General features: G+C 50.3%; 21 protein-coding genes and 1 pseudogene. 18 read left to right on the forward strand and 4 right to left on the reverse strand.

What is annotated here, in order from left to right:
- The gene (locus LQZ19_RS18440) at positions 1-5,955 is read right to left on the reverse strand and encodes an alpha-2-macroglobulin family protein (protein WP_411049161.1); all 5,955 of its coding nucleotides are present in this window, start codon (positions 5,953-5,955) and stop codon (positions 1-3) included.
- 251 nt (positions 5,956-6,206) lie between these two features.
- On the opposite strand from LQZ19_RS18440, the gene LQZ19_RS18445 reads away from it, so the two are divergent.
- Positions 6,207-6,842 carry an RpnC/YadD family protein gene (locus tag LQZ19_RS18445; protein ID WP_411049162.1) on the forward strand — a complete coding sequence of 212 codons (636 nt, stop codon included), beginning with the start codon at positions 6,207-6,209 and terminating at the stop codon, positions 6,840-6,842.
- Between the two features lie 49 nt (positions 6,843-6,891).
- Here LQZ19_RS18445 and LQZ19_RS18450 read toward each other — a convergent pair whose 3' ends face one another.
- A complete protein-coding gene (locus LQZ19_RS18450; RefSeq protein ID WP_411049163.1) occupies positions 6,892-7,317 on the reverse strand; it encodes a helix-turn-helix domain-containing protein in 426 nt (141 codons plus the stop codon).
- Positions 7,318-7,487: 170 nt separating this feature from the next.
- Here LQZ19_RS18450 and LQZ19_RS18455 point away from each other — a divergent pair, with 170 nt between their 5' ends.
- The 7 genes from LQZ19_RS18455 to LQZ19_RS18485 all read left to right on the forward strand — a co-directional run bounded on the left by LQZ19_RS18455 (position 7,488) and on the right by LQZ19_RS18485 (position 9,839).
- Positions 7,488-7,667, forward strand: a complete 180-nt coding sequence (locus LQZ19_RS18455; RefSeq protein ID WP_411049164.1) for a hypothetical protein — start codon at positions 7,488-7,490, stop codon at positions 7,665-7,667.
- Positions 7,661-8,095 carry a hypothetical protein gene (locus LQZ19_RS18460; protein WP_411049165.1) on the forward strand — a complete coding sequence of 145 codons (435 nt, stop codon included), beginning with the start codon at positions 7,661-7,663 and terminating at the stop codon, positions 8,093-8,095. The genes LQZ19_RS18455 and LQZ19_RS18460 overlap by 7 nt, the downstream gene beginning before the upstream one ends.
- The gene (locus LQZ19_RS18465; protein WP_411049166.1) at positions 8,092-8,592 is read left to right on the forward strand and encodes a hypothetical protein; all 501 of its coding nucleotides are present in this window, start codon (positions 8,092-8,094) and stop codon (positions 8,590-8,592) included. The genes LQZ19_RS18460 and LQZ19_RS18465 overlap by 4 nt, the downstream gene beginning before the upstream one ends.
- Positions 8,549-8,824, forward strand: a complete 276-nt coding sequence (locus LQZ19_RS18470) for a CsgG/HfaB family protein (RefSeq protein ID WP_411049181.1) — start codon at positions 8,549-8,551, stop codon at positions 8,822-8,824. Before LQZ19_RS18465 ends, LQZ19_RS18470 begins: the two co-directional genes overlap by 44 nt.
- 219 nt (positions 8,825-9,043) lie before the next feature.
- On the forward strand, positions 9,044-9,307 hold the full coding sequence (locus LQZ19_RS18475) for a hypothetical protein (RefSeq protein ID WP_411049167.1): 264 nt from the start codon (positions 9,044-9,046) through the stop codon (positions 9,305-9,307).
- Between the two features lie 4 nt (positions 9,308-9,311).
- The gene (locus tag LQZ19_RS18480) at positions 9,312-9,599 is read left to right on the forward strand and encodes a helix-turn-helix domain-containing protein (protein WP_411049168.1); all 288 of its coding nucleotides are present in this window, start codon (positions 9,312-9,314) and stop codon (positions 9,597-9,599) included.
- A gap of 81 nt (positions 9,600-9,680) precedes the next feature.
- On the forward strand, positions 9,681-9,839 hold the full coding sequence (locus LQZ19_RS18485; protein WP_411049169.1) for a helix-turn-helix domain-containing protein: 159 nt from the start codon (positions 9,681-9,683) through the stop codon (positions 9,837-9,839).
- Positions 9,840-9,890: 51 nt separating this feature from the next.
- On the opposite strand, the gene LQZ19_RS18490 is transcribed toward LQZ19_RS18485, so the two are convergent.
- The gene (locus tag LQZ19_RS18490; protein ID WP_411049170.1) at positions 9,891-10,469 is read right to left on the reverse strand and encodes a multidrug transporter; all 579 of its coding nucleotides are present in this window, start codon (positions 10,467-10,469) and stop codon (positions 9,891-9,893) included.
- Between the two features lie 39 nt (positions 10,470-10,508).
- Positions 10,509-10,844 (reverse strand): helix-turn-helix domain-containing protein, encoded by a 336-nt coding sequence (locus LQZ19_RS18495; protein ID WP_411049171.1) that lies wholly within the window; start codon positions 10,842-10,844, stop codon positions 10,509-10,511.
- A 136-nt stretch (positions 10,845-10,980) separates the two neighbouring features.
- Between LQZ19_RS18495 and LQZ19_RS18500 the strand changes: the two genes are divergently transcribed.
- From LQZ19_RS18500 to LQZ19_RS18545, 10 genes and pseudogenes are all read left to right on the forward strand, one after another.
- Positions 10,981-11,202, forward strand: a complete 222-nt coding sequence (locus LQZ19_RS18500) for a hypothetical protein (RefSeq protein WP_411049172.1) — start codon at positions 10,981-10,983, stop codon at positions 11,200-11,202.
- On the forward strand, positions 11,189-11,527 hold the full coding sequence (locus LQZ19_RS18505; RefSeq protein WP_411049173.1) for an SIMPL domain-containing protein: 339 nt from the start codon (positions 11,189-11,191) through the stop codon (positions 11,525-11,527). Before LQZ19_RS18500 ends, LQZ19_RS18505 begins: the two co-directional genes overlap by 14 nt.
- Positions 11,520-11,828, forward strand: coding sequence for a hypothetical protein (locus LQZ19_RS18510; RefSeq protein ID WP_411049174.1), 309 nt, complete (start codon positions 11,520-11,522; stop codon positions 11,826-11,828). Before LQZ19_RS18505 ends, LQZ19_RS18510 begins: the two co-directional genes overlap by 8 nt.
- A gap of 3 nt (positions 11,829-11,831) precedes the next feature.
- Positions 11,832-14,984 (forward strand): ATP-binding protein, encoded by a 3,153-nt coding sequence (locus tag LQZ19_RS18515; RefSeq protein WP_411049175.1) that lies wholly within the window; start codon positions 11,832-11,834, stop codon positions 14,982-14,984.
- Positions 14,981-16,135 (forward strand): BMP family ABC transporter substrate-binding protein, encoded by a 1,155-nt coding sequence (locus tag LQZ19_RS18520; RefSeq protein ID WP_411049176.1) that lies wholly within the window; start codon positions 14,981-14,983, stop codon positions 16,133-16,135. The genes LQZ19_RS18515 and LQZ19_RS18520 overlap by 4 nt, the downstream gene beginning before the upstream one ends.
- 1 nt (position 16,136) lies before the next feature.
- The gene (locus LQZ19_RS18525; RefSeq protein ID WP_411049177.1) at positions 16,137-17,282 is read left to right on the forward strand and encodes a BMP family ABC transporter substrate-binding protein; all 1,146 of its coding nucleotides are present in this window, start codon (positions 16,137-16,139) and stop codon (positions 17,280-17,282) included.
- The gene (locus LQZ19_RS18530) at positions 17,279-20,443 is read left to right on the forward strand and encodes an ATP-binding protein (RefSeq protein ID WP_411049178.1); all 3,165 of its coding nucleotides are present in this window, start codon (positions 17,279-17,281) and stop codon (positions 20,441-20,443) included. The genes LQZ19_RS18525 and LQZ19_RS18530 overlap by 4 nt, the downstream gene beginning before the upstream one ends.
- The gene (locus tag LQZ19_RS18535; protein ID WP_411049179.1) at positions 20,440-23,211 is read left to right on the forward strand and encodes an ATP-binding protein; all 2,772 of its coding nucleotides are present in this window, start codon (positions 20,440-20,442) and stop codon (positions 23,209-23,211) included. Before LQZ19_RS18530 ends, LQZ19_RS18535 begins: the two co-directional genes overlap by 4 nt.
- Position 23,212: 1 nt before the next feature.
- Positions 23,213-24,544, forward strand: a complete 1,332-nt coding sequence (locus LQZ19_RS18540; protein WP_411049180.1) for a response regulator — start codon at positions 23,213-23,215, stop codon at positions 24,542-24,544.
- 78 nt (positions 24,545-24,622) lie between these two features.
- Positions 24,623-25,313, forward strand: a pseudogene (locus LQZ19_RS18545) (sensor histidine kinase); the annotation flags it as partial.

Genomic DNA, 25,313 nt, shown 5'->3' on the forward strand with positions numbered 1-25,313 from the left:
TCACCGTATCACGATTAGTTCCCCGGGAGCGCGGCCGAAAACCTCACCCTCGTACATACACTCCGCCTCCGCAGGCGGTGTGGGATATACCCCGGGCATGACCGCCCGGAAACGGAAGACCACTTCCTTTTTCCCCTGGGGAAATTGCTCCCAGTGGAACCGGACCTCATCGTCAAAGATGAATTGCAGGGGCGGCTGCTCATAGGGTATCCATTGGCCCCGCTCAGGATTAGTGTCGTTTTCCGGAGGAACGGTCGAACTGCTGACAAAAGAAGCGTCCACAATTTCCGCCCCCGAGGGGACCGGGACCCGCACCGCCACATAGGAACGGGCCCGGGGACTCGAAATCACCACCCGTCTGGTGTAGACCTTCCCCGCAGTAAGCCTGCCGTCGGTTACCGGACGGCCGTCGGCGTCCAGGGTTTCCACAAATACCCCAAGCCCCTCGTCCCGCACACCCGCCAGTTCCGCGGGAATGCCGTAGCGGAGGCTTGCGGTGTAATAGAGCCGCGCTGCTACTTGCAACGAAGTTCCCCGCGCTGATTCGGCGTTCAGAGCAGTGGCGGTCCGCTCAATACGCAGGGGAAGCAGGGTATTCCGCTCAAGTCCCGCCAGGGGCGGTTCAGTAAAACTAAAGATATGGGAAACCGGAATCCCGCCCCTGGGTTCAAAATCCGCGCTAAACAGAGCATGTCCTCCCAGGGAAACCCGCGCGGTCTGGGGGGCGGCGTCCAGGGCCTCAGTATCGCTGACCCTCCCAAAGGCGAGGACAGCCCAGAAGCTTGCGGCCGTATCGGACCAGCCGGCTCTCCCCTGCCCCCGCCGCTGCTTGCCGATCAAGGCGTTGGCGAGCCGGGTGGTCATATCATCCTTGGGATTCATGGACTGGTAGAGCATCAGCGCCAGGGCATACTTATCGGTTTCCCGGTTCCAGTAATTCCCAGCTATCTGGGACTCCGCAGTATCCGTAATGTCCAGGGAACGGGTACCCGGGCGAATGAAACGCCTTACCCGGTCCCGGGCGGTAACTGCCAGATCCTTCATGTCCAGTTCCAGAGCGGTAAGCCCGGCGAAACTCATGCCGCTTATACCCAGCTCGTCCCCCCGGTTCAGGTAGGTCCGCAGCTCGCTCCCTACCCTTTCTCCCAGCATGGCCCTGACCCAAAGGCTGTAGCCCTGGAGAAAGGGGTCCCGGGTTAGATGGTACCGGGCGGATTCGGAGGAACTCAAAAAGGTGAGGAGCCTGGGGATATCAATACCGCCGGGAACCGCATAGCCCTTCTCCCTGGCCAGCGCCGCGATATGCCCCACACGAAGGGTGACAAAATAGTCCCCCCGGCTGTTCCCCGGCCAATAGGGATAGGACCCGTCGGAGAGCTTGTTCTTCGCGAGAAAAGTCAATTCATCCTCGATAGTCTTTCTGATATCCGTCACGGGGCTGTCCAGCTGAAGGGCGGCAAGGCTGTCCCCAAAGGCAATCAGGGGAAGGAGCCGGGCGGTACACTGTTCAAGGCAGCCATAGGGGTAGTCCAGAAGGTAACCCACAGCATCCTTGAGCATGGCCAGCCGTGAAGCGGCCAGAGAAACCGACAGTGTTCCTGTTTCCCCGCCTATCACCACCCCTTCTTCGATAAAAGGATTTTCACCTAAATTCCCCATCACCGTTACTGTTTCGTAAACCCGGGGCCGGTCTATATCGATTTCCCGGATGATCCGCTCGTTCACCGACCGGGAGCGGAGGGTAAAGATAAGCCGGGCCTTCCCGGAACCCACCGCCGCCACCCGGAAAGGCGCCTCAAGGGACTCGCCGGGCTGCACATTCAGGGTCCGCTCCGCCGTACCGTCCACCACGAGTACCGGAGTATCCTTCGGCAGGTCCTCAATTTCCAGGCTAACCTTGGCTTCCGCCGCGGTATTTTCAAGATTCGTCAGGATCAGGGAAACCTGGCCGGTATCGCGCCAGCGCAGCTTCCGTGGAGCGGCGATGAGGGCCGTCATGGGGGCGCTCACCCTAAGGTCCCGCTCCTGTATGCCGAAGGCGGCAAACCCTGCCTCCTGCCCCACCGCTACCGCAGTACAGCGGTAGGTGGTCAGTGAATCCGGGAGGCTGAAACGCACCATCACTGTTCCATCGGGACCGGTGAGCAGGTAGGGCTCGAAAACTGCGGTGGGCCGGAAGTCCTTACGCTCTTCAAGTTTGGATTCATCCTCAGCATCGCCCCCCTGGAGATCCGAAAGGGCATAGGTTACGGGATCGATAAGCAGGGACCGGCTGTCCGCCCCCCGCACCCCCAGAGGAAAATTACTGGGCTTGTAGAAAAACGCAAGCGGGTCCGGGACATGGTAATTGATGAGATCCACCACCCCCCGGTCTACCGCCATAAAACTCAGTTCCACCCCCGAAACGGGCTTGCCCCCCATGGTCACCCGGAGCCGCACATCGGCATCATCCCCGGGGCCGTATACCCCCTGGCTGGGTTCAATCTCAATCTGATAATGACGGCTTGCGTTATCCACATAAATGGCGGCGATCCCGAAAATCCCCCTGGGCTTATCCAGATCCGGTTCGTAGTAACTCGTCTCAGCGGCCCCGGACCGGATCGTATAGGACGAAATAGCCGCATATACAATCGGTACATAAGATTCTTCTATAGGAATGTCGATGGTCCGGGCGGAACCATCAAGGTCGATGATCTTTTCAGAGAAGATCCCCTCCCGTTCCAGGGTAAGCAGGTACTTTCCCTTTGGCAGGGGCGACTGGACCAACAGTTTTGCTGTTTCTCCGGGGGCGTAGATCCCTTTGTCCGTCCTCAGGGTGATAGCGTCCGCATCCGCCGAACCCCAGCGTACCCACCCTGCCCCGCTGACATAAAAACTCAGCCGGGTAACCACGGGCCGGTCCCGGGCATCCCGGCTCCGCAGCCGCAGTTCCCACTGACCGCCCTGGTCCGGGGTAAAGTTCAGCACACCGCTGGATGCGGCTGCCGGACGTACCGTCCGTTCCTCGACCACGGTTTCCACCCGCTCCCAGAGCAGGTTCACCCGGCCGCCTATTCCCGCCTGCCGGGACTGCTTCCATTCGTGACGCACAAATTGAACGGCGAGCTCACCCTTCCCGTTTTCGGGAAAGCGGTAGCTTTCGCCCTGGGCATTCACCAGGGCCCAACTCACCGTGGCGGGGCTTCCCGCGGCGAGAAAATAGGCGGAATTCTTCGATTCCGCCAAATTGACCGCCCGCATAGTCCCGGTATCCAGCCGGGCGGCGATGTAAAACGAAGCGGGATGCACCGTTACGGCGTTCCGGCTGGAAATTTCCTGCCGCCCCGCATCCTGTACCGACCCTTCCAGCCGGTACCGGTAGACGGCGCCCTCAACTCCATCGCCCTGGGGTACCAAACTGATATCAGCGCTCCCCTGGGGGCCTAAATTCCCTTCCCCCCGGCTCAAAAAAGAGCGCCCGTCGCTATTTTCAGGACCAAAATACCAATATTGCCAGTTCCCGCCGGGATTGAAGGCCGCAGGTTCCCGGGTCCAGTAAAAAGAATAGGGGGCTCCGGTCAAGGCGCCACCCGCCAGGTAGGAAGCGGAAAGTTTCCCCGTCAGGGTTTCACCCTGGTAGAAGGCCAGATCCGGAAAACTCACCGACCCATCCACCCGGAGGCGCTCAAAATTCGCCACCTGGAAACTGAGGTTCTTCACCCCCGGATTCTCCTTGGAAAGCCGGGTATAGCGGAGTATATATTGCCCCGGCTCCAGATCCGCGGGCAGGGTGAAGGCGCCCGAACTTCCCCCGGTACCGGTACTTACCCCCTCAAGAAATGCCAAAGCCCGGTTGCCGGCGGGCGCAAAAATTTCTACGCCATACTTGTCCTGGTAGGGCTGGTATAGGCCCCGGGTAAGGCTGCGGTCTATGCCCCGGAAAGTCAGGGTCTCCCCAGGACGGTATAAGCCCCGGTCGGTGAAGAGGAAAATCATCGGCTGTTGCAGCTCCGCCCTAAAGGGGCTCGTCACAGAATCTACCCCAAAGCGCCAGAGGTTATGGCTGTCGTTGGGGACAAACTCAAGCTCATCCCCGCCGGCCTGGGCGCCGCCGTTCTCGACTACCCGGATACGCAGTCCCTTTCCGGCGCTTTCCTTCAAATTTGACGAAGTTTCCGGCGGGCTAAAGCGGCGGACAAACTCCCCATCGGAAAAATTGAAAACCGCCAGCCCTTCGGCATTGGTTATGCCCTGGACCTGCAATCCGGTTCCCTCGAGGAGCTCCACCTGCGCTCCCGCTACGGGCGCCCCAGTGGAAAGCCTGGTCACCCAGACCAGCGCCCGGTTATACCCGTACCGGGTGGTGACGCCCAGGTCCGTAACCTGCACGGAAAGCCAGGCGGAGTTCCGGTACACCCTCCCGGCTTCCCAGGAGGACCGGGTTGCGTAATCCCAGCTCAGGGCGGCGCTCCCCTTACCGCCGCTCCCCAGGAAGGGACTGAGGTCTTCCATAAAGTACCGCTTGGAATTCCGGGGAAGCGGGCCCACATCCTCCACAGGGGGTTCCGCACGATCATAGGGACCCCGGGCGGCGGAAAGACGCCGCTTTAAGGAGACCGGGTTCTGGGCTTCCCAGACAATCATCGGGGGGAATCCGGCTTCCAGCATCTTAGACCCGGTATTGCGGAAGTACACGTAGCTATTGGCATCCCCAACCTTTACCTGAATCGCCTGGGCCTGCCCCAACTGCCTGCCCCACAGATCCTTGAGCTCCGCCGCTATCCGCACCGTGTAGTCATGCTGATATTCCAGGGGAAGCCGGTTCAGTACCACCCTATCCCCATAGACATGGATATTTTCCTTCTTAAGCGCCCCAATCCCATCGATGGAAAAATATTTCTCCACCCCCTCAGGATCGATCCCATGGGTAAAATCAAGGGAAATGGGGATCGTATCCCCCTCCTGGGTACGGGGATTGGAATCGGTCCTCACCGAATACCGTCCAAACCTAAAGGGCCGCAGGGTATGGAAGCTTTCCCGCTGCTTCTCCTTCGATCCCAGCCAGTCCGGCTCCGACCGGGCTCCTACCAGAAGGCGGATCTCCACATCCGTGTCCGGGGGAAGCCGTTCCCGCAGGGAAAGCCGTACCCCCTGCTCCGGCGCCGCCGCAGGACGTCCCCGCAGAAACCCCCAATCCTTGATGATTTCAGGCCGGGAAACCGTAAAGGGCCAGGTCCTTCCCGCCCCGCGGATTTCAATCCACTTCATGATCTCCGTTAGACTGACGGGGTAGGAAAAGATCAGGTTGATAAGCCCCCCGTCCTCGGGTCCCACATCCCAGGGGAACACATACTGCTCTCCGGTCCCCAAACTCCAGGTCAACAGGGAAAGCCGCTCGGTTTCAAAGCTGAAGGACCGTTCCCCGGTGAGCCGCTTTCCCCCCAGGGATTGCAGCCGGTCCGAAATCGTTACGGTATAGCGCCGCTGGGGCAGGCTTTCCGCATCCGGTTCAAAAGCCAGAAGCCGGGACCCATACCACCGGTACACCCCTTCCAGGGCCGGTTCCACCGTAAAAAACGCCTTCCCATCCCGAATAGGCGCCCCCAATCGGGAAAGGGGAACCACAGGCTGGGAAAACACTACATATATAGAAGGTTTTTTTATTTCGCTGGGCAGATCCCCCCGGGGACCATAATCTACAATCGTAAAGGGCTCATCACTCTCCTGAATAAGCCCGCCGGAACCCTCAGTCTCGGCCGCCGCTATCGCCTCGTAATAAGCGATACGGTACTCCGCCAGCTCCGCCGGGATCTTCCCTGCGGACACCGCCGTCCCGGAAAACGCCGTCACCGGCCCACCGGCCCGGGCATCCTTCCCGCAGGCGCCCAGGGCCAGGCAAGTCAAGGCCGTGCAGAACAGGGTAAGCGCCGGGAACGAAAAACGGTAAAACCGGTTAGAATAATTTGGATGGGTCATGGTCATAGTATAGGTCCCTAACCGTGCAAACGCCAAGATCGCCGGGGTAGGTCTCTTAGCTAAACTTGACCCACAATTAAGAAAGAAGAAGAAAAAAAACCGCAAGGTCGCAGAAGGCGAAGAGGAGAATAAAAGAAAGGAGAATGAATTTTCTTAAATACTTGTTCGCCTTCGGTGCCTTTGTGGTTAAAAAATCCTTAAGTTTATGATGTTGCCCATAGCATCACTTCCCGGGGGATAAACTGGTATTTGTGATAGAACACCAGTCAACCCTCAACTGGAACATGCCCTTACGTTTCCTGTCGTATATTGCCCGGGTTTATGAGAAAATAGTTGAGCGCCGGGCTTTGTATAAAACCGCTTTGGTGAAGATCCCCAAACCGGAATTTATCGTCTTGTATAATGGACTCGTGGAAGCGCCGGAAAAGCGGGAACTACGGCTTTCGGATGCCTTCATAGGGTTGGAAGCCGGCGAAAAAACCTCCCTTGACCTGATCATCAGGGTGTATAATATTAATTATGGGCAGAACACGGAACTGCTCCGGAGAAGCGAGTCTCTGGCGGGGTATGCACAGTTTGTCGCGAAGGTACGGGAAAACGAGACGGCTATGCCCCTGGAACAGGCGGTAACTGAGGCGGTCCGGTATTGTATAAAGAACCGGATACTCGTGCGGTTTTTAGAAGAACATGGTGGGGAGGTAGTAAACATGCTATTTGGCGAATGGGACTGGGACGAGGCAAAAGAGGCTTGGCAGGAAGAAGCGCGGGAAGAAGGCGAGCAGAAAGGCAGGGCGGAAACTCTAAACGAGGTTCTGGAACTCTTAAAACAAGGATACCGGGCAGAGGAAATTGAAGCCAAACTATCCTTTAAAGCCATAGACAAATAAACGGTACTTCTAAAGGTGACCCACCATATGCGGATATGTTGGGTATACCCTATTTTTTGCGCTTTTTTGAGGGCAGCGGCCTGCTCAGCGTTTCACTCTGGGGTTTCGGCGCAACTTGCAACGGAGTTTCCCGCGCAGTTTCAGAGTATTCTACCAGCCAATCCAGGTATTTCAACACATAATCCTGTAAAAGATCGTCCATTTTGTTGAAATTTCGGATGATCCGCTCCAGTTTGGGATCTTTTTCGGTATCAAAGATCTCCCCCTCACCGGTTTTAAGCCAATTTTCATTCACGCCGTAGGTCATGCAGATTATTTTCAGGAGACGGTCGTTGACTTTACGATGATTTGCCTCAATTCCAGCCAAAGAAGACCGACTTAGAGTGATATCATGTGAAAATTTTTCCTGCGTATAACCTAAGACCCTACGAATTTGGAGAATACGCTGGTTTATCCCAAAGTCATAGTCCAACAAAAAACCTTCCTATTATTCTATGGTAACAAAAACAAGGGTAAGTAACAAGTAAAATGCTTTTAATTAACATCTTGATACTTGACAAGTATCCTATATGAAACATAAAATAGTTTTTATTGAACATTTGTATTAGATTTTGACGGTTCGGCTTCTTTATGGATATGAACGATATGACCAGGAAAGAAAAGCAAGCTCGTTTGATAGCGGGATACCACAAGATAAGCCCCGGAGGAAGGGGCATTTTGGATAAAACCGTCCGGGATTTGGCGGAATTACCTTCGCTTCCGACAAAGACAGTATTACTGCAAAATAGTACGGATGAAGAGGAAAAAAGCATAAAAGAATGTTAGCTATAAAAACTACATATTTGATCTTGGCAATTATTTTTCTCTTTTTAGGTATAGCAATTTATATGAGCTTTAGAAATTCAGATATACTACTATATCACTGGTTTTTTAAACCGAGTTTTATTGATTCGTTATATAAACCTGTCAATACGGAAATAAGTTTTATTAAATCACTATTTGTTTATAATTTACCGGATGGGTTATGGTTTTTGTCAGGAACATTATTTATCCGTTTTATATGGATTAAAAAAATAAACATACATAGATTGTATTTTATTATTTTTACCTTAATGGCTATTGTGTTAGAAATTATTCAACTGAATAAAAATGTTCCTGGAACCTTTGACGTATTAGACCTCTTTTTTATGGGTATAGGCGCCCTCGTGGAAGGTATTATATATAACGTATTTGTCAGAAGGAGGATAATATGATAAACAAAAAATGGGTACCGCATTTGATTACGGTAATGGCATTATTGATTTTTGGCTTTTTGGGTCTGGCGTGTGCAACTACTCCACGCCCTGCTTATAAGCCATTGGCTTCCAATGAAGAATCTATTGGAACGGTTCAAGTAAGTTATATAAGCACCAATACTACCCTTGGGGCGATGGACCAACTTGCATACACAAGATTATTAGAGGAAGCAAAAAAAAGCTATCAAAACAATATTGATGTTCGAGATATAAGTTGGGTTACGGTAAAGAAGGTCAAAGGTTATGGTTATGAATGGCTTGCTAGTGGAATCGTTATTTTACTGGGCGGTAGCGGGAGAAATACGACAGCAGGCGTTGAAGGCGCCTTGGCACGCGCCTCCGAACAAACCCTGAAAAATGTTCCGGCAAAGTCAAAAATTGCCATTGTGTATATTACGGCGCTTGATAAAAGTGGATTATATAGCCGGAGAACTGGAATTTATCTGGGTCAATGATGGTTATATCATAACTGATAGAAGCCAGTTGGATAGATTAAGGCGGGAGCAGAATTTTCAAATGAGCGGTGAGGTCGATGATGAAACTGCTGTTTCTATTGGTAAATTTGCCGGTGCAAATATAATTGTAACCGGGAGAGTAGACGGAGAAGGTAACCTTCAACGATTGCGGTTACGGGCACTTGATACCCAAACGGCGCAGGTTGTTGGCGTGGCCTCTGAGAGATTGTAAAAAATGCAAATTTAAAAAAATATCCACGCCCCCCACTTTCCGGTATCTGGACAGAAAACCATTACCGGATTGTTTAAGAATTTCATTTTATAACTAAAGCAAATTCCTCCCCCGCCACCGTATGTCTTGCGGAGGCATTTATGCAAAGCAATTTCCTTTCACCCCTAAGCGACTATGTCGTACCGCATCTACTCCGTGACTCTTGACAAGGGTAATCCAATGGCTTATATATATCATATAACTACATCGGCGCCGGTCACCGTCATTGAGACACCATCCTTTATACGGGATGGAAAGAAGCTGCTTGATGATGATGAACAGGAAACCTTGGTCAATTATCTGGCCTATAACCCAATGGCTGGTGATTTGGTCAGGGGAACTGGCGAGATTCGCAAGGTCCGTTGGGCCCGTGAAGATGCGGGAAAAAGCGGGGGATTTCGGGTGATATATTTTTTTCACTCCAAAATAGAACAGGGAGGATAAAAAAATGAGCGGAAGCCGGATTGTTGATAGTATGAAGGAGGCGCTTGCCATTTCCCGGGGTGAGCTTGCCCAAGATACCTACCGGATTCATATACCGGAGCAGATTGACGTTAAAGCCATCCGGCAGCAGTTGGGGCTTTCACAGCCCGCATTTGCCAACCGGTTCGGATTGTCGCTTTATACTTTACGGAATTGGGAGCAGGGAAAACGGCAGCCGGACCCTGCGGCCAGGGCTTATCTTAAAATAATTGAGCAAATCCCGGATTTGGTTTCGAAGGTATTGGCAGGGTAACATTCGATTTCCTTTGGTTTGAACTGTTGCCCCACCAGCAGACAGACATAACACCGTAGCCTTGATTTCTCTCCAATAAAGATGACCCACCCTGTACGGATCACTGAAGTAGCCCTTGCATCCGGTTTTTCCAAAGCTAGTTATTATGGAGAAATATTCAAGCGGGTAACCGGTATAAGCCCCGGCAAATACCGCCGGAAGCTGCGTACCAAGGATACGGCTTCCCTTCCAAGATTTTAAGATAGAGTGTCTAATTTAGTAATATCAAATAATATTTTCATATCCTAATCCTCAACCAATTTTAGTATTTCTCCGCAGGGCCCGTGCGAAACCGCTGATCACAAAAACCAGTGAAACTCCCTGCTGGATAATCAGAATTATCTTGCCCTGGATAAACATCAAACTGCCCATACTGATAACCATCAGTCCATAAAACAGCCAGCCTGCGGGGTTTTTCCCGGCAAGGAGAAAACTTCCCAGGAGGAATCCTATGGTAACGCCGATTTCAAGCGCCTGGGAGAAGGCAGTGAGGCCGCCGAAGGAGTAGAGACTGTAGACGGTTCCTAGTACAATCATGATATAGGTAACGATCCTGACGGCCCAATCAAAAAATTTCGGCGCCCTATCAAGTCTTTTCCAGGCTAAGAGCAGGCCGAGTAGCAGAGAGGGGCCGCCCCCCACTTCGTTTGCGGCGGCAATCCAATTACGCCTACCGGCCAATAAAATGACCCAGGCGGGAAGACCGAATAAATACATGGACCAGCCTGCCATACGCCATATTCGATCATCCCTGAGCCCTTCGGCATGGGAAAGCAAAATTTTTGCCAGAAGGTAAGCGCTACCTCCCCATATTTGAAGAAAGATATCCATTAATCACGCTCCTTTGGAGGGCCTATTCATTATATGGGCTTACTTTTCATCCCCTTCCATCATACTTTTAAGCAGGATGGCGTCGACCACTTCATCAATGACCGCCTTTTGATGGGCCGGCAGGAGCCGGTATTTTGCCAGAAGCGAAGCGTCCGATGCGGATATGTTGAGGTCGGGGACTGAAAACATCTCCCCGGACCCGGAACGGAGCCATTCCGCATTGACATGGAACGCCCTGGAAACGGAATCAAAAAAACGGGGGCTGGGGTTGGTCTTTTTCCCTCGTAATATCATAGATATATAGGGCTGTGAAAAACCGGTTTTTTGTGCAAAATCATTTTCTTTTATTCCCAAATGACAAATAAGGGCTTTCAAGCGCGTATTTAGCATAACATATTCTCTGGTTATATAATAATCCCATTTTATTACTCGGTCAATTCATTGGCAGAAAAATGCTTAACGAATATTACTTAGTTATTTATAATCATCTATTTATTACTATTTAAGAATATTGTTTCGTAAAAACTATCAAAAAGGAAGGACCCTGGGTGAGAGTACGAACAATGAGGAAAGCCTAAACGAGCTATCCTTTGAAGAAAAAATAAAACTTCTTTCAGAACTGGATAAATCTTACTTACAGGGATATATTGATAAAGCAGTAATATATTGTCGAAAATCCAAAAATACTAGGAAAAACAAGAGAAAATCCGGAGAAGTGGATGAAAACAAATAACAGCATACTCCGCCTTCTTTCCAGCGGAAAATTTGAAAATCAGGGGGCGTCGCAGGCCGCATCTGACAACCGAATTCGAAGAAACCCTCGAAGCCGTTCAAGAGCTGCTATGGGAGTAAAACTAACAAGCATCTATTCCGCTATCAAACAAGATGGCGGTATGAGAGCCCAGATGCGGCTTGCCATGATGATGGGCATGCCAAGCCAGATGGCGGCTAATGTTCCGGATACTCCGGAGGAGCTGGAAAGGTTCAGTCGGGCTTACCGGGATATCACCGCAAAGGAATGTCCGGTCTCAATGCAAAAAGGAGGAACCAATGTCTGAATTTGTAAAAAGGGAACTGCAGCTGGAACACCGGTTTGACCAGAAAACCTGCCGTCATACCATCAACGGAATCACGGCGGTACTCCACTGCCACCATTTTGCCACCCTTACCACCCAGCTTGCCAATGACTGCGGCCTCCTGGATGGGAAGAAGCTCCTTGCAGACTGCGCGGAGGACGCCTTTTATCAGGTTCTGAGTTCTTATTATAAAGAGCATAGCATACAGGAGATTGGGACCTACAATTATTACGAGGCGGATGTAGTTGAATACGGCGAATTTATCGCAACCAGGACAAAATAAAAAATGAACATAGCGTTTGTTATAAGGAAAAATTATCAGCAGCTTCTGGTGGTCGTTTTTATTTTCCTCTTCATGATTGCGGGCAGTTTAATCTCCACCGGTATTATTATGCGAAGACAGCTTATCGCAAACGCCAACGAGTTCATCCATACTGCGGATGCAAATTTAAAAACAACCCTGCGGGAACCGGAATCCACCTTAATAAGTTCCGCCTTTAATATTCAGGATATGATAGTGGATAAGCATCATTCCCAGGAAGATATACTCCGGTATTTGACATCCCTTACGGACTGGCTCACCGCAAATGAGGACCGGCTTTCGGGGTTTAACGGAATGTACGGTTTCATCCTGGAAGAGTTTCTTGACGGTACAGGATGGGAACCCCCGGAAGATTATGTGCCTCAGGAACGGCTATGGTATATAGACGCCAAGAAATCTCCGGGGCAGATCATCATGACAAGTCCCTATGTGGATGCCCAGACCAATTCAATTGTGGTAACCTTTGCCCAGGAGCTGTTTGATGATTCCGGGATATCTCTTGGGGTTCTCGCCCTGGATGTACAGCTTACCCGGCTTGAAAGCTATGTGCGCTCCCTCAAACTAAGTGAAGGAGGGTACGGTATACTGCTCAATGAAAACCTGGAAATCATGGTCCACCCCGATGGAGCATACATCAACAAGTTCTTGGGGGATTTATTCTCCGATACCTGGGATCCTAATATCAAAGGAAAGCAAACCACTACAAAAACTTCTGCTCTGATGAAAACCCTGGCGAAAAAAAAGGAAGTAAATGCCCTGCAGATATGGGATAATAACAACAGCAGGATTATTGTTTTTTTCAGGCAGGCATATAATGGCTGGTATCTGGGACTCGTGGTTCCGGAGGATGATTTTTATCATGACATATACCGAATCTCTTTTTTCATCTTCCTGGTAGGAACAGTTTTGATGTTCATCCTCTGTTATATGCTGATCCGTTTAAGCGCTGCGAAGATCCGTTCCGATGAGGAGAACAAAAGCAAGTCCTCCTTCCTGGCCCGGATGAGCCATGAAATCCGTACCCCCATGAATGCGGTGATCGGCATGAGTGAACTGGCCCTTCGTGCGGAAACCCTTCCCAGGATGAACGAATACGTAACGGGGATCAAACAGGCGGGGCTCAACCTGCTTTCCCTGATCAACGATATACTTGACCTGTCCAAAATTGAGGCGGGAAGCTTATCGATAAACTCCGCTCCCTATCTCCTGGCCTCCCTCATTAACGATGTGCTCAATGTAATTCGTATCAGGATCAGCGAAAAACCCATCCTGTTTACCGCAAATGTGGACGCCAATATACCCAATAACCTTGTGGGCGATGAAGCGCGGATCAGGCAGATCCTGCTCAACCTCCTGTCCAATGCGGCCAAGTATACCCGTGAGGGGTATATCATGCTGACCATAGGGATGGAAAAGTCCATAGCAGGGGAACTTGTACTCACCATAGCGATAGCCGACAGCGGCATCGGCATAAAGAAGGAGGACCTTCCGGGACTTTTCGGCAACTTTGTCAGGTTTGACGCGGAAAAAAACAAAAACATTGAAGGTACCGGGCTTGGTCTGGCAATTACCCGGAACCTCTGCCTTGCCATGGGCGGAGATATAACAGCACAAAGTGAATACGGAAAGGGATCGGTCTTTACCGCCCGGATTCCCCAGGGGTACACGGATGATACAAAACTTGCGGAGCTTGAAAATCCGGAAGAAAAAAGAATTCTTTTTTATGATGACCGCGCCCTCTACGCAGAATCCCTCTTCCTTACCCTGGAGAACCTCGGCCTTCCCGTAACGGTTACCATCACTGCCGATGATTTCCTGGAAAAACTCAAAACCGGAGAGTTCCCCTTTGCTTTTGTCTCCGAGAGCGTTGTGGAAAACGCAGGAAAAGTAATACAGGATGGAAACCTCAAGACCGTACTAACACTGCTGGCGAATTTAGGAGAAATAAGTTCTTTTCAGGATATTCCCATCATCATCATGCCCGCATGGTCGGTCCCCATCGCCAATGTACTCAATGGCATCAAGCAGTCTAATTACCGGGAAAACGTGGATGTCCGGTTTATTGCCCCCCAAGCCCGGGTCCTTATCGTGGATGATATCGAAACGAACCTCAAGGTCGCCGAGGGGCTCCTTTCCCTGTATCGGACGGGAATTCATACCTGTACCGGGGGAGAACAGGCCATAGCCCTGGTTAAGGAACACGCCTACGACATCGTCTTTATGGATCACATGATGCCCGGCATGGACGGCATTGAGACCACAGAGGCGATCCGTGCCCTGAGCCCTCTGAGGGGTGATTACTTCCGGCAGCTCCCCATTATCGCCCTAACCGCCAATGCCGTTGCGGGGATGAAGGAAATGTTTTTGTCCAAGGGATTCAACGACTACCTCGCCAAGCCCATAGAGATGTCCAAGCTGGAAGAGATCATGGCGAAGTGGATTCCCCGGGAGAAGAAACAGAAAAATGAAGCGGCAAAAACTGCTGCCGAAAGAACATCTCTGTCCGCCGATTACTCGTCCCTCGCCGGTATAGGGGTGGATTTTACCAAAGGCATAGCCATGACCGGCGGTACAGAAGCGGCCTACCGGAAGGTATTAAGTACCTTCCGTAAAGACGCTCTGGAACGGCTGCCCTTATTGGAACGTGTTCCCAGTGAACAGGAACTTTCCCTGTTTACCACCAGCGTACATGCCCTCAAGAGCGCCGCTGGAACCATCGGAGCTGCGGCTGTGTCAAAGGCTGCGGCGGAACTTGAAGCGGCGGGGAAAGCCGGAGACATGGCTCTTATTACAGAGCGGCTTCCTGATTTTTACCGGAACCTCCAAGCCCTGGCGGAACAGATAGGGTTGGCGTTGGATATCCACACCGCTGCTGAAACTGATTCCGGCGAGACTTTTACCCAGTACCTCCCCCTGTTTACGGAACTTGCGGCAGCCCTGAAACAGGAAGATATTGGGATCATCCGCCGCATCCTTGCGGAACTTGAGGGAAAGCCCTTTGACGGGAAAACGAAAGAGGCTATCAATAATATTTCCAACGCAGTGTTACTGAGCGACTTTGAAGAGGCAATAAAGAAAAATGAAACCTTAATAAATAATAAGGGAGAAATAGTATGAACGGAAATTGGGTAAAAACAGTATTACTTATCATCATTCTGGGAAGCTTTTTGTTACTTGAGGCTTGCGGAAACGGGAAAAATGCCGCCGCATGGCGTCCCGGCAAAGCCCTGGCTAAAGAAAAGATAAAAGTCGGGGTGATCTACATGACGGATCCCTTAACGGAAACTTCCGGGTATTCATACGCCCATGAAATGGGCATACGGGAAATGCAGGAGCGTCTTGGTTTAAAGGATGAGCAGATAATCACCAAAATCCATGTGCAGGACACCGATGCCGAGGGAATAGAAAGCGCCATGAGGGATTGTATCGCTAGGGAGGCGAATATCATCATTGCCACCAGCTGGGGCTATATGGATGCCTGTGAAAAACTTGCTATAGAATTTCCTCATGTGGTATTTGCCCATGCCTCGGGTTATAAATACAATAGTACTAATTTTACCAATTACTTCGGCCGTATCTATCAGGCCCGCTACCTTTCGGGTATCGCCGCAGGCCTTAAAACAAAAACGGGCAAGGTAGGCTACGTGGCTGCCATGGGCAAGGATAGCAGCGAAGTAACCGGAGGGCTTAACGCCTTTGCCCTGGGTGTCGAGAGCGTGAACAGCAAAGCAAAAATCCATGTACGAATAACCTATAGCTGGTTTGATCCCATGGAGGAGGCCAACGCCGCCCGATTCCTCATTGCCGCAGACTGCGATGTAATCGCCCAGCACTGCGACACGCCCTTCCCCATGACGGAAGCGGAAAAGGCCGGCGTCTGGGGTCTGGGGTACAACAGCGATATGTCAAAAGAGGCGCCTAATGCGGTTATCAGTTCGGTACTCTGGAATTGGGGCGCTTATTATACCTTCCTGGTACAAAGCGTCATGGACGGTACCTTTACTGCCGAACCCTACTTCGGCGGCATCAGCGAAGGGCTTGTCGATATTACCCCGCCTAATATGCTCGTCGCTGCGCCTGGTACCGCAGAAGCAATCGAGGAAGCCAGGAACCGTATGATAAATAAAAGCTTTAATGTCTTTGACGGAATCCTTGAGACCAACGACGGCAGGACCATAGGAGAGGCGGGGCTCACCCTTGCGGACAGTGAAATTACCGGGAACATGAACTGGTATTACCGCAATGTAGTAGAAAGCCTGGGGTTTTAATATGAGTAATAAAACGGCGTCAAGGAACCATCCTTTTCTTCTTTTACCGGTACTCCTGTTCCTGCTTTCGTCCTGCCATAGCAAGCAGCAGTATTTATGGAAACCCGGCGAAGGTATTCCAAAAGAACAAATCAAGGTGGGGATTATCCATCCAAATGAAATCGCTGAAACGTCAGGGTACGACTACGCCCATTATATGGGAACAATCTACATGCAGCGGGAACTGGGCCTTCGGGATACACAGATACTGCGGAAGACCAACGTGTTTGAAGACGACAGCAGTGCGGTAGAGGATGCCATGCGGGACTGTATCGCCGAGGGTGCCAATATAATCATAGCCGCGAGCTGGGGCTACATGGATTCCTGCGAAAAACTTGCGGCGGAATTCCCCGGCGTTATCTTTGCCCATGGTACGGGCTATAAATTCAACAGTACAAACTTTACCAATTATGCGGGGCGGCTCTATCAGGCCCGGTATCTTTCCGGCATTGTTGCGGGGATGAAAACAAAAACAAACAAGATAGGTTTCGTGGCGGCCATGGGTAAGGAAAACAGCGAGGTAAGTTCGGGCATTAACGCCTTTGCCCTAGGGGTGGAAAAGGTAAACCCTGCTGCGCGTATCTATGTAAAGGTAACCTACAGTTGGTTTGATCCTCTGGGTGAAGCCGAAGCCGCCCAGGCCCTTATCGCCTCCGGCTGTGATGTTATCGCCGAACACTGCAATACGCCGGTTCCGCAGATCACCGCCGAAAAAGCCGGTGTATGGGGCATAGGGTTTAACAGCGATATGAGGAAAGACGCGCCCAACGCGGTCCTTTGTTCGGTCGTTCTGAATTGGGGCGTGTACTATACCCATCTCGTTAGGAGTCTGATAGACGGCAGTTTTACTTCCGTACCCTATTTCGGCGGCATAGCTGATGGTATGGTAGATATAACACCCCTCGCGGAATTCGCGGAGAGCGGTACGGCCGAAGTAATTGAGAAGGAGCGGCGGCGCATGGTGTACGAAGGCTTCAATGTCTTTGACGGGGAGATCGAAACCAATGAGGGCGGGATCATCGGCAAAGAAGGGACAACCCTGGACGACAGCGAGATAATCAGCGGCATTAACTGGTATTACCGTACGGTGGAAGAAATACAGAAATGAAAAACAAAACGAGAAAAGTTATCAGTAAAAATTATCCGCTGTTTGTTTTTGTTTTTATCACTTTTATATTGATGATACTGGTAGGCGGTCTTTTTGTCAGTAATATTCTGCGCAAACGCCTGCGGGAAGAGGCGGAAACGGTACTGTTTACTGCCGAGGCGAATATAAATGCGGCCTTGAGCGAAGTTGAATCCATACTCCTCAATTCGCAGTACATAATTGTCAACATGATTGAACAGGGCTCGTCCCAGGAAGAAATCCTCGCCTACCTGCAAGAAACTACCGCCTGGATGCGTCAGCGCGAAGGGGGACTCTTAAAAATTTATGGGATCTACGGGTATATCCGGGGAGAATTGATTGACAGTATGGACATTAATCCTGATGAGACCTATATACCCCAGCGGCGGCCCTGGTATCAGACGGCGGTACGGAGCGGAACAAAGACCTCTTACACCGCCCCCTACGAGGACTGGGCCAACGGGAACACCATTATTTCGGTAGTAAGAAATATTGACGGCCCTAATGGAAATATGCATGGGATTCTTTCGGTGGATGTGGATATATCCTGGATTCAGGACTATATAAATTCCATGCATCTGGCCCCCGGAGGCTACGGCATGATAGTCAGCCAGAATATGATTTTGATAACAAAGCCCCATACCCAAGACGAGTACCATGGAATTCAACTGCAGGAATTGGGCGCCGATTATCAGGAAATTTCCCGGATGCTCAGAAGGGAGGAGAACATAAGCGCCCAACGGATCAGGGATACCGACGGCTCCGAGGTAATTGTTTTTTTCAGGAAAATATTCAACGGTTGGCATGTGGGGCTCATTACCCCCTTCGTCCGGTTCTATCGCGACCTTTATTACACCATAGCGGTCCTTTCGGCACTGGGGATCATCCTGGCTTTTTCGTTAAGCTTTATTCTTTTACGGATCACCCGGGCAAAAATACAATCCGATGAAGAAAACAAAAGTAAATCTTCTTTCCTGGCCCGGATGAGCCATGAGATCCGTACCCCAATGAACGCCATCATCGGTATCAGCGAACTTGCTTTATGGGAAGAAAATTCCCCAAAAACAACGGAATATTTAGGCGGCATCAGGCAAGCCGGAGAAAATCTCCTTTCCATCATCAACGATATTCTGGATTTTTCAAAAATTGAATCCGGCAAAATAGACATCATCAGCGCCGAATATATGTTCGCCTCCCTGATAAACGACTGCATCAGCATCATCCGTACTCGTCTTTCGGAAAAGCCCGTAGCTTTACTAACAAAAATTAACGGCCGCCTGCCCGCTTCCTTCACCGGCGATGAATCCAGAATACGCCAAGTACTGCTGAACCTGCTGAGCAATGCGGTTAAGTATACCCATGAAGGCTACATTACCCTGACTATTACAAATAGTAATACTACTAGCAATGCCGCCGATGGGGATACCATGCTCCTTAGCTTTGAAATTGCCGATACGGGGATTGGCATAAAAGAAGAGGACATGGGTAAGCTCTTCGGCGATTTCAACCGGTTCGATCAAATGGCGAATCAGGGTATTGAGGGGACCGGGTTGGGGCTTGCCATCGCCCGGAACCTCTGCCGCCTCATGGGCGGGGATATTACGGTTACATCGATCTATGGTAAGGGTACGGTATTTACTGCGGTTTTACCCCAAAGGGTGGCGAACTGCGAACCCTTTGCAGAAGTGAGAGAAGCAAAAACGAAGAATGTACTGGCCTATGAAACGACTAAAGAATATGCGGAATCTATTGTCTACTCGGTAGAAACCCTGGGCGTATCCTGTACCCTGGCGGAGAGCCGGGAGGAATTGTCCGTCTCCCTAAAAAATCAGGCCTATCAATATGCAATGGTAAGGTCACCTTTATTCGGGGAATTACAAAACCTGATACAGGATACGGTTATGCCCATAAAACCTGTTCTGATACTATTGGCAAATCAGGATGAGGGCGTTTCAAAATCGGATATAAAAACTATTATTATGCCCCTGCATCCCCTCACCATTGCCCGGCTGCTCAACGGCGAAATAGACAGTTCCGGTGGGGTTCAGCATAAGAAAGTAAACATCAGGTTTACCGCCCCAGAAGCACGGATACTGTTGGTAGATGATGTTTCCACCAACCTTATCGTGGCGGAAGGTCTTTTGGCGCCCTATCAGGTTAAGGTTGACTGCTGCAGTTCCGGTGAGGAAGCGCTCAAACTCGTGGGGAAGCATTCCTACGACATTGTTTTTATGGATCACATGATGCCGGGGATGGACGGCATTGAAACGACCGCTGTCATACGTGCCTGGGAAGCCAAACAGCAAATATTGGAACATACTTCGCATATTCCAATCATCGCCCTGACCGCAAATGCGGTTTCCGGCATGAAGGAGATGTTTTTATCCAGGGGCTTTAACGATTATCTTTCAAAACCCATAGAACTTTCAAAGCTGGACGAAATTATGGGGAAGTGGATAAGCCGGGAGAAGAAATGTAAAAATGAATCGACGAAAACCGATGTCGAAAAAACGGACCCTATACTCACCGCCGCTTACTCGCCACTCGCTGCCATAGGGGTGGATCTTACCAAAGGTATCGCCATGACCGGTGGTACGGAAGCGGCTTACCGGAAAGTATTAAGTACCTTCCGTAAAGATGCTCTGGAACGGCTGCCCTTATTGGAACGTGTTCCCAATAAACAGAAACTTTCCCTGTTTACCACCAATGTACATGCCCTCAAGAGCGCCGCCGGAACCATCGGAGCTGCTGCTGTGTCAAAGGCTGCGGCAGAACTGGAAGCGGCGGGCAAGGCCGGAGACCTTGCGCTTATCGCAGAGCAGCTTCCCGGTTTTTCCCGGGACCTCCAAAACCTGGCGGAACATATTGGAACGATGCTGAATACCGACACCGCCGTTGAAACAGATTCCAATGAGACTTTTACCCAATACCTCCCCCTGTTTACGGATCTGAGGACGGCGCTGGAACAGGAGGAGATCGGAACCATACGCAGTATTCTTGCAGAACTGGAAGCGGCGTCACTTGATAGAAAAACACGGGAAGCCCTGACGGCGGTTTCCGACGCGGTGTTGATGACCGAATTTGCGGAAGCAATTGACAAGATAGACGTTTTGTTGAACAGAATAAATCGGGGGCTGGGATGATAAAAGGAATAGTAAATATCATTTGGAACATACTGACTTCCGGAAAGGCGCCTAAGGGCGACAAGAAAGAGCTGTCCGATTATATCATCAGCTATATCCTTATGAATTTTATTGCTATTTTTGGTTTCATTTTTCTCATTTATTATATAATTGTTAATATTAATAAGGGTTCCTATATGGACGCCGCTATTTGTGCAGGCATGTCGATGATAGCCATCATATCGTTTATTGCCGCCCGCACCAGGGTTGTTCCTATTGTTCCCGCCATGATTATCCTGAACGCCTACTGTTTATTCTGCGCCCTCCTCATCTGGAACGGCGATGCAGAGGGGATGAATTTCTTGTTCGTCTATCTGGTCCCTCCACTTACCTTAATGATGGAACGCCTGAAGCAGGGTATTATCTATTCCACAATAGTACTTGTTGTTATAAGTATTGAAGTCTTTGTACCGGGTATATCCAAGTTTTATTATTCCGCCGATATAGCATCCCGGATAGTTGTTACCTATTTACTGATTTTCGGGACCACCGTTGCGGTAGAAGCCACCAGAGCTTCCAAAGACAAGGCAAATTCTGAATTAACCGCAAAACTCCGGGAAGAAAGCCAACGGGCCGAAGCCGCTACCACGGCAAAGTCAAATTTCCTTGCCAATACCAGCCATGAGATACGGACCCCAATGAACGCTATTATCGGCATCAGCGAACTTGTCCTCAGGGAAGAGATCTCTCCCCGGGTAACCGAATACATCTCGGATATAAAACAGGCGGGCCACAATCTCCTGGTCATTATTAATGACATACTGGACTTTTCAAAAATTGAATCCGGCAGGCTGGACATTGAGAAGGCGGACTATCTGCTGGGTTCGGTGGTAAACGATGTGATCAGTATTATCCGCACCCGGCTGAGCGAAAAACCCATTATCTTTACCGTTGATATTGACAGTAAACTCCCCAACCACCTGATCGGCGACGAAGTCCGCCTTCGTCAGGTGCTGATGAACCTTCTCTCCAATGCGATCAAATACACACGGGAGGGGCACATCGTTCTTACCATCTCAGGTACGCCCCAGGAAGACCGGGTTGTCCTGACCATGTTAGTCTCCGACACCGGTATCGGCATTAAACAGGAAGATATGGGCAAATTGTTCGGCCAATTCCAGCAGCTTGATACCCATAAAAACCAGGGCATTGAAGGAACCGGCCTGGGACTCGCCATAAGCCGCAACCTCTGCCGTCTTATGGGCGGAGATATCACGGTGAGCAGCGTATACGGAGAGGGCAGCATCTTTACTGCGACCATACTCCAGCTGGTGCGGGACAACGAACACCTGGCTGCGGTTGAAAACCCGGAAACAAAAACGGTACTGCTCTATGAGCCCCGGAAGGAGTACGCCGGTTCGATTATTCGCTCGATGGAGAATCTGGGTATACCGGTAACGGTGGCCGGGGATAAAGAAATTTTTGCCCGGGAACTTAGAGGCTATTCACACCCGGGGGAGAAAAGTTATGCATTTGCTTTTGTAAGCGTCAATGCGGTAGAAGAGGATCAATCACTAATACAGGATTTATCACTGCCCACAAAGGTGGTTCTCCTGGCGAATCAGGAGGAAATTGCTTCCTTCAGGAACATTCCTACTATCACCATGCCCGCCTATACCCTGTCCATTGCCAATGTGATTAGCGATAAGATAGAACTCAACTATCACAAGGAAACCGATGTACGGTTTACCGCTCCCAGCGCCCGTCTCCTCATCGTTGATGATATTGTTACCAACCTGAATGTAGCCAAGGGCCTCCTGAGTTTATATCAGACCGATATCACCACCGTGACAAGCGGCAAAGAAGCAATAGAGCTGATAAAGAAAAACCGTTATGATATAGTGTTTATGGATCACATGATGCCCGAAATGGACGGCATAGAAACGACCGCCGCCATACGTGCCTGGGAAGACAAACAGCAAATGTCTCAGGAACATACGGTTCCCATCATAGCCCTGACTGCAAATGCGGTAACGGGGATGAAGGAAATGTTCCTGGCAAAAGGTTTTAACGACTACCTTTCCAAGCCCATAGAAATATCCAAACTTGACGGGATGATGGCTGAATGGATTCCCGCTGAAAAAAAAGTACTTGCCGGACCGAGAACCACCATAGAAAGACCCGAAGAAGCCGTCGACATAAAAATTACCGGGGTGGATACCGCCAGGGGCTTGGCCATGACCGGCGGTACCGAAGCGGCTTACCGGAAAGTGCTGGCGTCCTTCCGTAAAGATGCCCTGGAACGGCTTCCCTTATTGGAACGCCTTCCCACAGAACCGGACCTTTCCCTTTTTACCACCAACGTACACGCCCTCAAAAGCGCCGCCGCTACCATAGGCGCCGCTGCCGTCTCAAAAAAAGCAGCGGAACTGGAGGCAGCGGGAGGGACTGGGGATATCCATCTTATCGAAAAGGAACTTCCCCATTTTTACCGGGAGTTAAAAAATCTGGCGGAACAGATAGGGGCGGCGTTGAATTCCAACGCCGCCGCTAACACCGATTTTGATATTTCTCAATATCTTCCCTTGTTCGCAAAACTTAGGGAAGCGCTGGAACAGGAACAGCCGGGACTTATCCGCAGCATTCTTACGGAACTTGAAAATAAGCCTATTAATGGAGAAACGAAGGAATTAATCAGCAGTATTTCTAATTCAGTATTGATGACCGAATTTGAAAATGCGTTGAGTACAATAAATGAACTGATAAGAAAAAACGAAAGGAGATCTTAACATGGGAAGCGAACAGGAATTAATCATTCTAGTGGATGATAATCCCACCAATTTAATGAACGGGATCAATGTATTAAGCGCGCAATACAATGTTTTTACCGCCCCCTCGGCAAAAAAAATGTTCACCCTTCTTGAAAAACACCAGCCGGGCCTGATCCTGCTTGATATTGAAATGCCGGAGATGAACGGTTACGAGGCCATCAAAATCCTCAAAGAAAAAAGTGAAACCAGGGACATCCCGGTTATCTTTTTAACCGGCAAGAGTGAAACCAACGATGAGCTTGACGGCTTAACCCTGGGCGCCATTGATTACATAACCAAACCCTTTGTACCATCACTTTTACTAAAACGTATTGAGGTACACCTGCTGGTGGAATCACAGAAACGGACCCTGGAATCTCAGAAACAAAAACTGGAAGTTCAGCAGCAGGAATTACAGTACTACAACGACAATCTTAAAAAGGCATTTTCCACCTATGTATCCGGGGATGTGGTGCAGGACGTGATGAGCGACCCTTCCCGGCTGCAGCTTGGGGGATCAAAACGGAATATGACCGCAATCTTTACGGACATTCAGGGTTTTACCACCATTGCGGAGAAACTGGACGCGGAAGATCTGGTACAACTCCTCAATATCTATCTTTCAGACATGAGTAATATCATTCTTGAACAGAAAGGAACCATAGATAAATATGAAGGGGACGCCATCATGTCCTTTTTCGGCGCCCCCCTGGATCTGCCGGATCACGCCCGGCGGGCCTGTACTTCGGCGGTCCTGATGAAATACAAGGAACGGGAAATCAATACCTATCTTACTGAAAAAGGCTTAAGTTCCGTTCCGCTTTTTACCCGGATCGGGATCAATACGGGAGATATGGTGGTAGGGAACATGGGAAGTGAACGGAAGATGAACTACACCATCATGGGAAACGCAGTAAATCTGGCGTCCCGGCTTGAGGGGGTAAACAAACAGTACGGAAGCCGCATACTGGTAACCGAAGAAACCCTCAGCGCGGCGGGGGATGGCTTCCTGACCCGCCGGCTCGACACGGTACGGGTGGTAGGTGTGGTGACGCCCGTACAAATCCATGAGCTTTTGGATACCGCCGAATCGGCTACGGCGCAAACACAGCAGCTTGTCGAATTATTCAACCGCGCCAGGGACATCTTTGAAAACCGGGACTGGGCCGCCGCAGAAGCGGCCTTTGAAGCGGTACTAAAAGTGTCTCCCAGTGATGGACCTGCCCAACTATTCCTGGAACGGGCGAGGGCCTTCCGACAAAAACCGCCCGAAACGGACTGGGACGGGGTGTTTAACCTCAGCGAAAAATGAAGCTTTCTTCCATATGTCTGATAATATTGACGGATATAAGCTTTTTGCATATAATCTATTGACCGTAAGGGGAACCGGGTGAAGAATCGTGTATGGTCTTTTCTGAAGGGCCAAAAAGTCATATTTGTATTTTTCATCTTTGTTGTTATTATTATTCTCATTACCATCAATGTTAATATCCTGATGCGCCGTACCGTTAGACTGATGGAAGATTCGGTCCGGAACCACCTTATGTCCGCCGCCGCTGCCGCCGCGGATTATATTTCCGCAGAAGAGCTGAATCGGTATCAAACCGAAGAGGATACAGACACTCCGGATTATGAAGCCCTGAGGGAAAAGCTGGTACAATTTGCCGATAAATACCATGTGCTGTACGTCTACTATTGGCGGGATTTCGGTGGCGGCCAAGTCCAGTATATTGCGGACAACGACCCGGACCCTGTTACCCAGTACAGCCCGGATGATCTGGTTCCCATCGAAGCGTATGACCTGAAAGCCCTCTCCGGGGAGATCTCTACCACCGATCTGGGCTTCTATACCCCTACCTGGGAGGGCCTTATCAGCGGTTTTGCGCCGGTGTATGACCGGGATGGAAACATTATCTGTATTGCCGGGGTGGATATAAGCGACGAAATACTCCTTCGCCAGCATAACGACACCCTTTTTCTCAATGCCATCCTCATAGGCGCCATTCTTATTTCCATCGCCTACAGCACCTTGAGCGCTTTGCTGTACCGAAATAAGGCAAAGCAAAGCGAAAGCGCCAATA

Origin of the sequence: Treponema primitia (assembly GCF_046533075.1) — a bacterium.
Classification (GTDB): Bacteria; Spirochaetota; Spirochaetia; order Treponematales; family Breznakiellaceae; genus Termitinema; species Termitinema primitia_B.

Bases quoted from the DNA above. Each gene is read 5' to 3' on its own strand.
- LQZ19_RS18515 (WP_411049175.1), top strand. From the start codon at position 11,832: ATGAACATAGCGTTTGTTATAAGGAAAAATTATCAGCAGCTTCTGGTG.
- LQZ19_RS18465 (WP_411049166.1), top strand. From the start codon at position 8,092: ATGATAAACAAAAAATGGGTACCGCATTTGATTACGGTAATGGCATTA.
- LQZ19_RS18485 (WP_411049169.1), top strand. From the start codon at position 9,681: ATGACCCACCCTGTACGGATCACTGAAGTAGCCCTTGCATCCGGTTTT.
- LQZ19_RS18525 (WP_411049177.1), top strand. From the start codon at position 16,137: ATGAGTAATAAAACGGCGTCAAGGAACCATCCTTTTCTTCTTTTACCG.
- LQZ19_RS18475 (WP_411049167.1), top strand. From the start codon at position 9,044: ATGGCTTATATATATCATATAACTACATCGGCGCCGGTCACCGTCATT.
- LQZ19_RS18540 (WP_411049180.1), top strand. From the start codon at position 23,213: ATGGGAAGCGAACAGGAATTAATCATTCTAGTGGATGATAATCCCACC.
- LQZ19_RS18520 (WP_411049176.1), top strand. From the start codon at position 14,981: ATGAACGGAAATTGGGTAAAAACAGTATTACTTATCATCATTCTGGGA.
- LQZ19_RS18480 (WP_411049168.1), top strand. From the start codon at position 9,312: ATGAGCGGAAGCCGGATTGTTGATAGTATGAAGGAGGCGCTTGCCATT.
- LQZ19_RS18510 (WP_411049174.1), top strand. From the start codon at position 11,520: ATGTCTGAATTTGTAAAAAGGGAACTGCAGCTGGAACACCGGTTTGAC.
- LQZ19_RS18440 (WP_411049161.1), bottom strand. From the start codon at position 5,955: ATGACCCATCCAAATTATTCTAACCGGTTTTACCGTTTTTCGTTCCCG.
- LQZ19_RS18455 (WP_411049164.1), top strand. From the start codon at position 7,488: ATGACCAGGAAAGAAAAGCAAGCTCGTTTGATAGCGGGATACCACAAG.
- LQZ19_RS18490 (WP_411049170.1), bottom strand. From the start codon at position 10,469: ATGGATATCTTTCTTCAAATATGGGGAGGTAGCGCTTACCTTCTGGCA.
- LQZ19_RS18535 (WP_411049179.1), top strand. From the start codon at position 20,440: ATGATAAAAGGAATAGTAAATATCATTTGGAACATACTGACTTCCGGA.
- LQZ19_RS18460 (WP_411049165.1), top strand. From the start codon at position 7,661: ATGTTAGCTATAAAAACTACATATTTGATCTTGGCAATTATTTTTCTC.
- LQZ19_RS18530 (WP_411049178.1), top strand. From the start codon at position 17,279: ATGAAAAACAAAACGAGAAAAGTTATCAGTAAAAATTATCCGCTGTTT.
- LQZ19_RS18505 (WP_411049173.1), top strand. From the start codon at position 11,189: ATGAAAACAAATAACAGCATACTCCGCCTTCTTTCCAGCGGAAAATTT.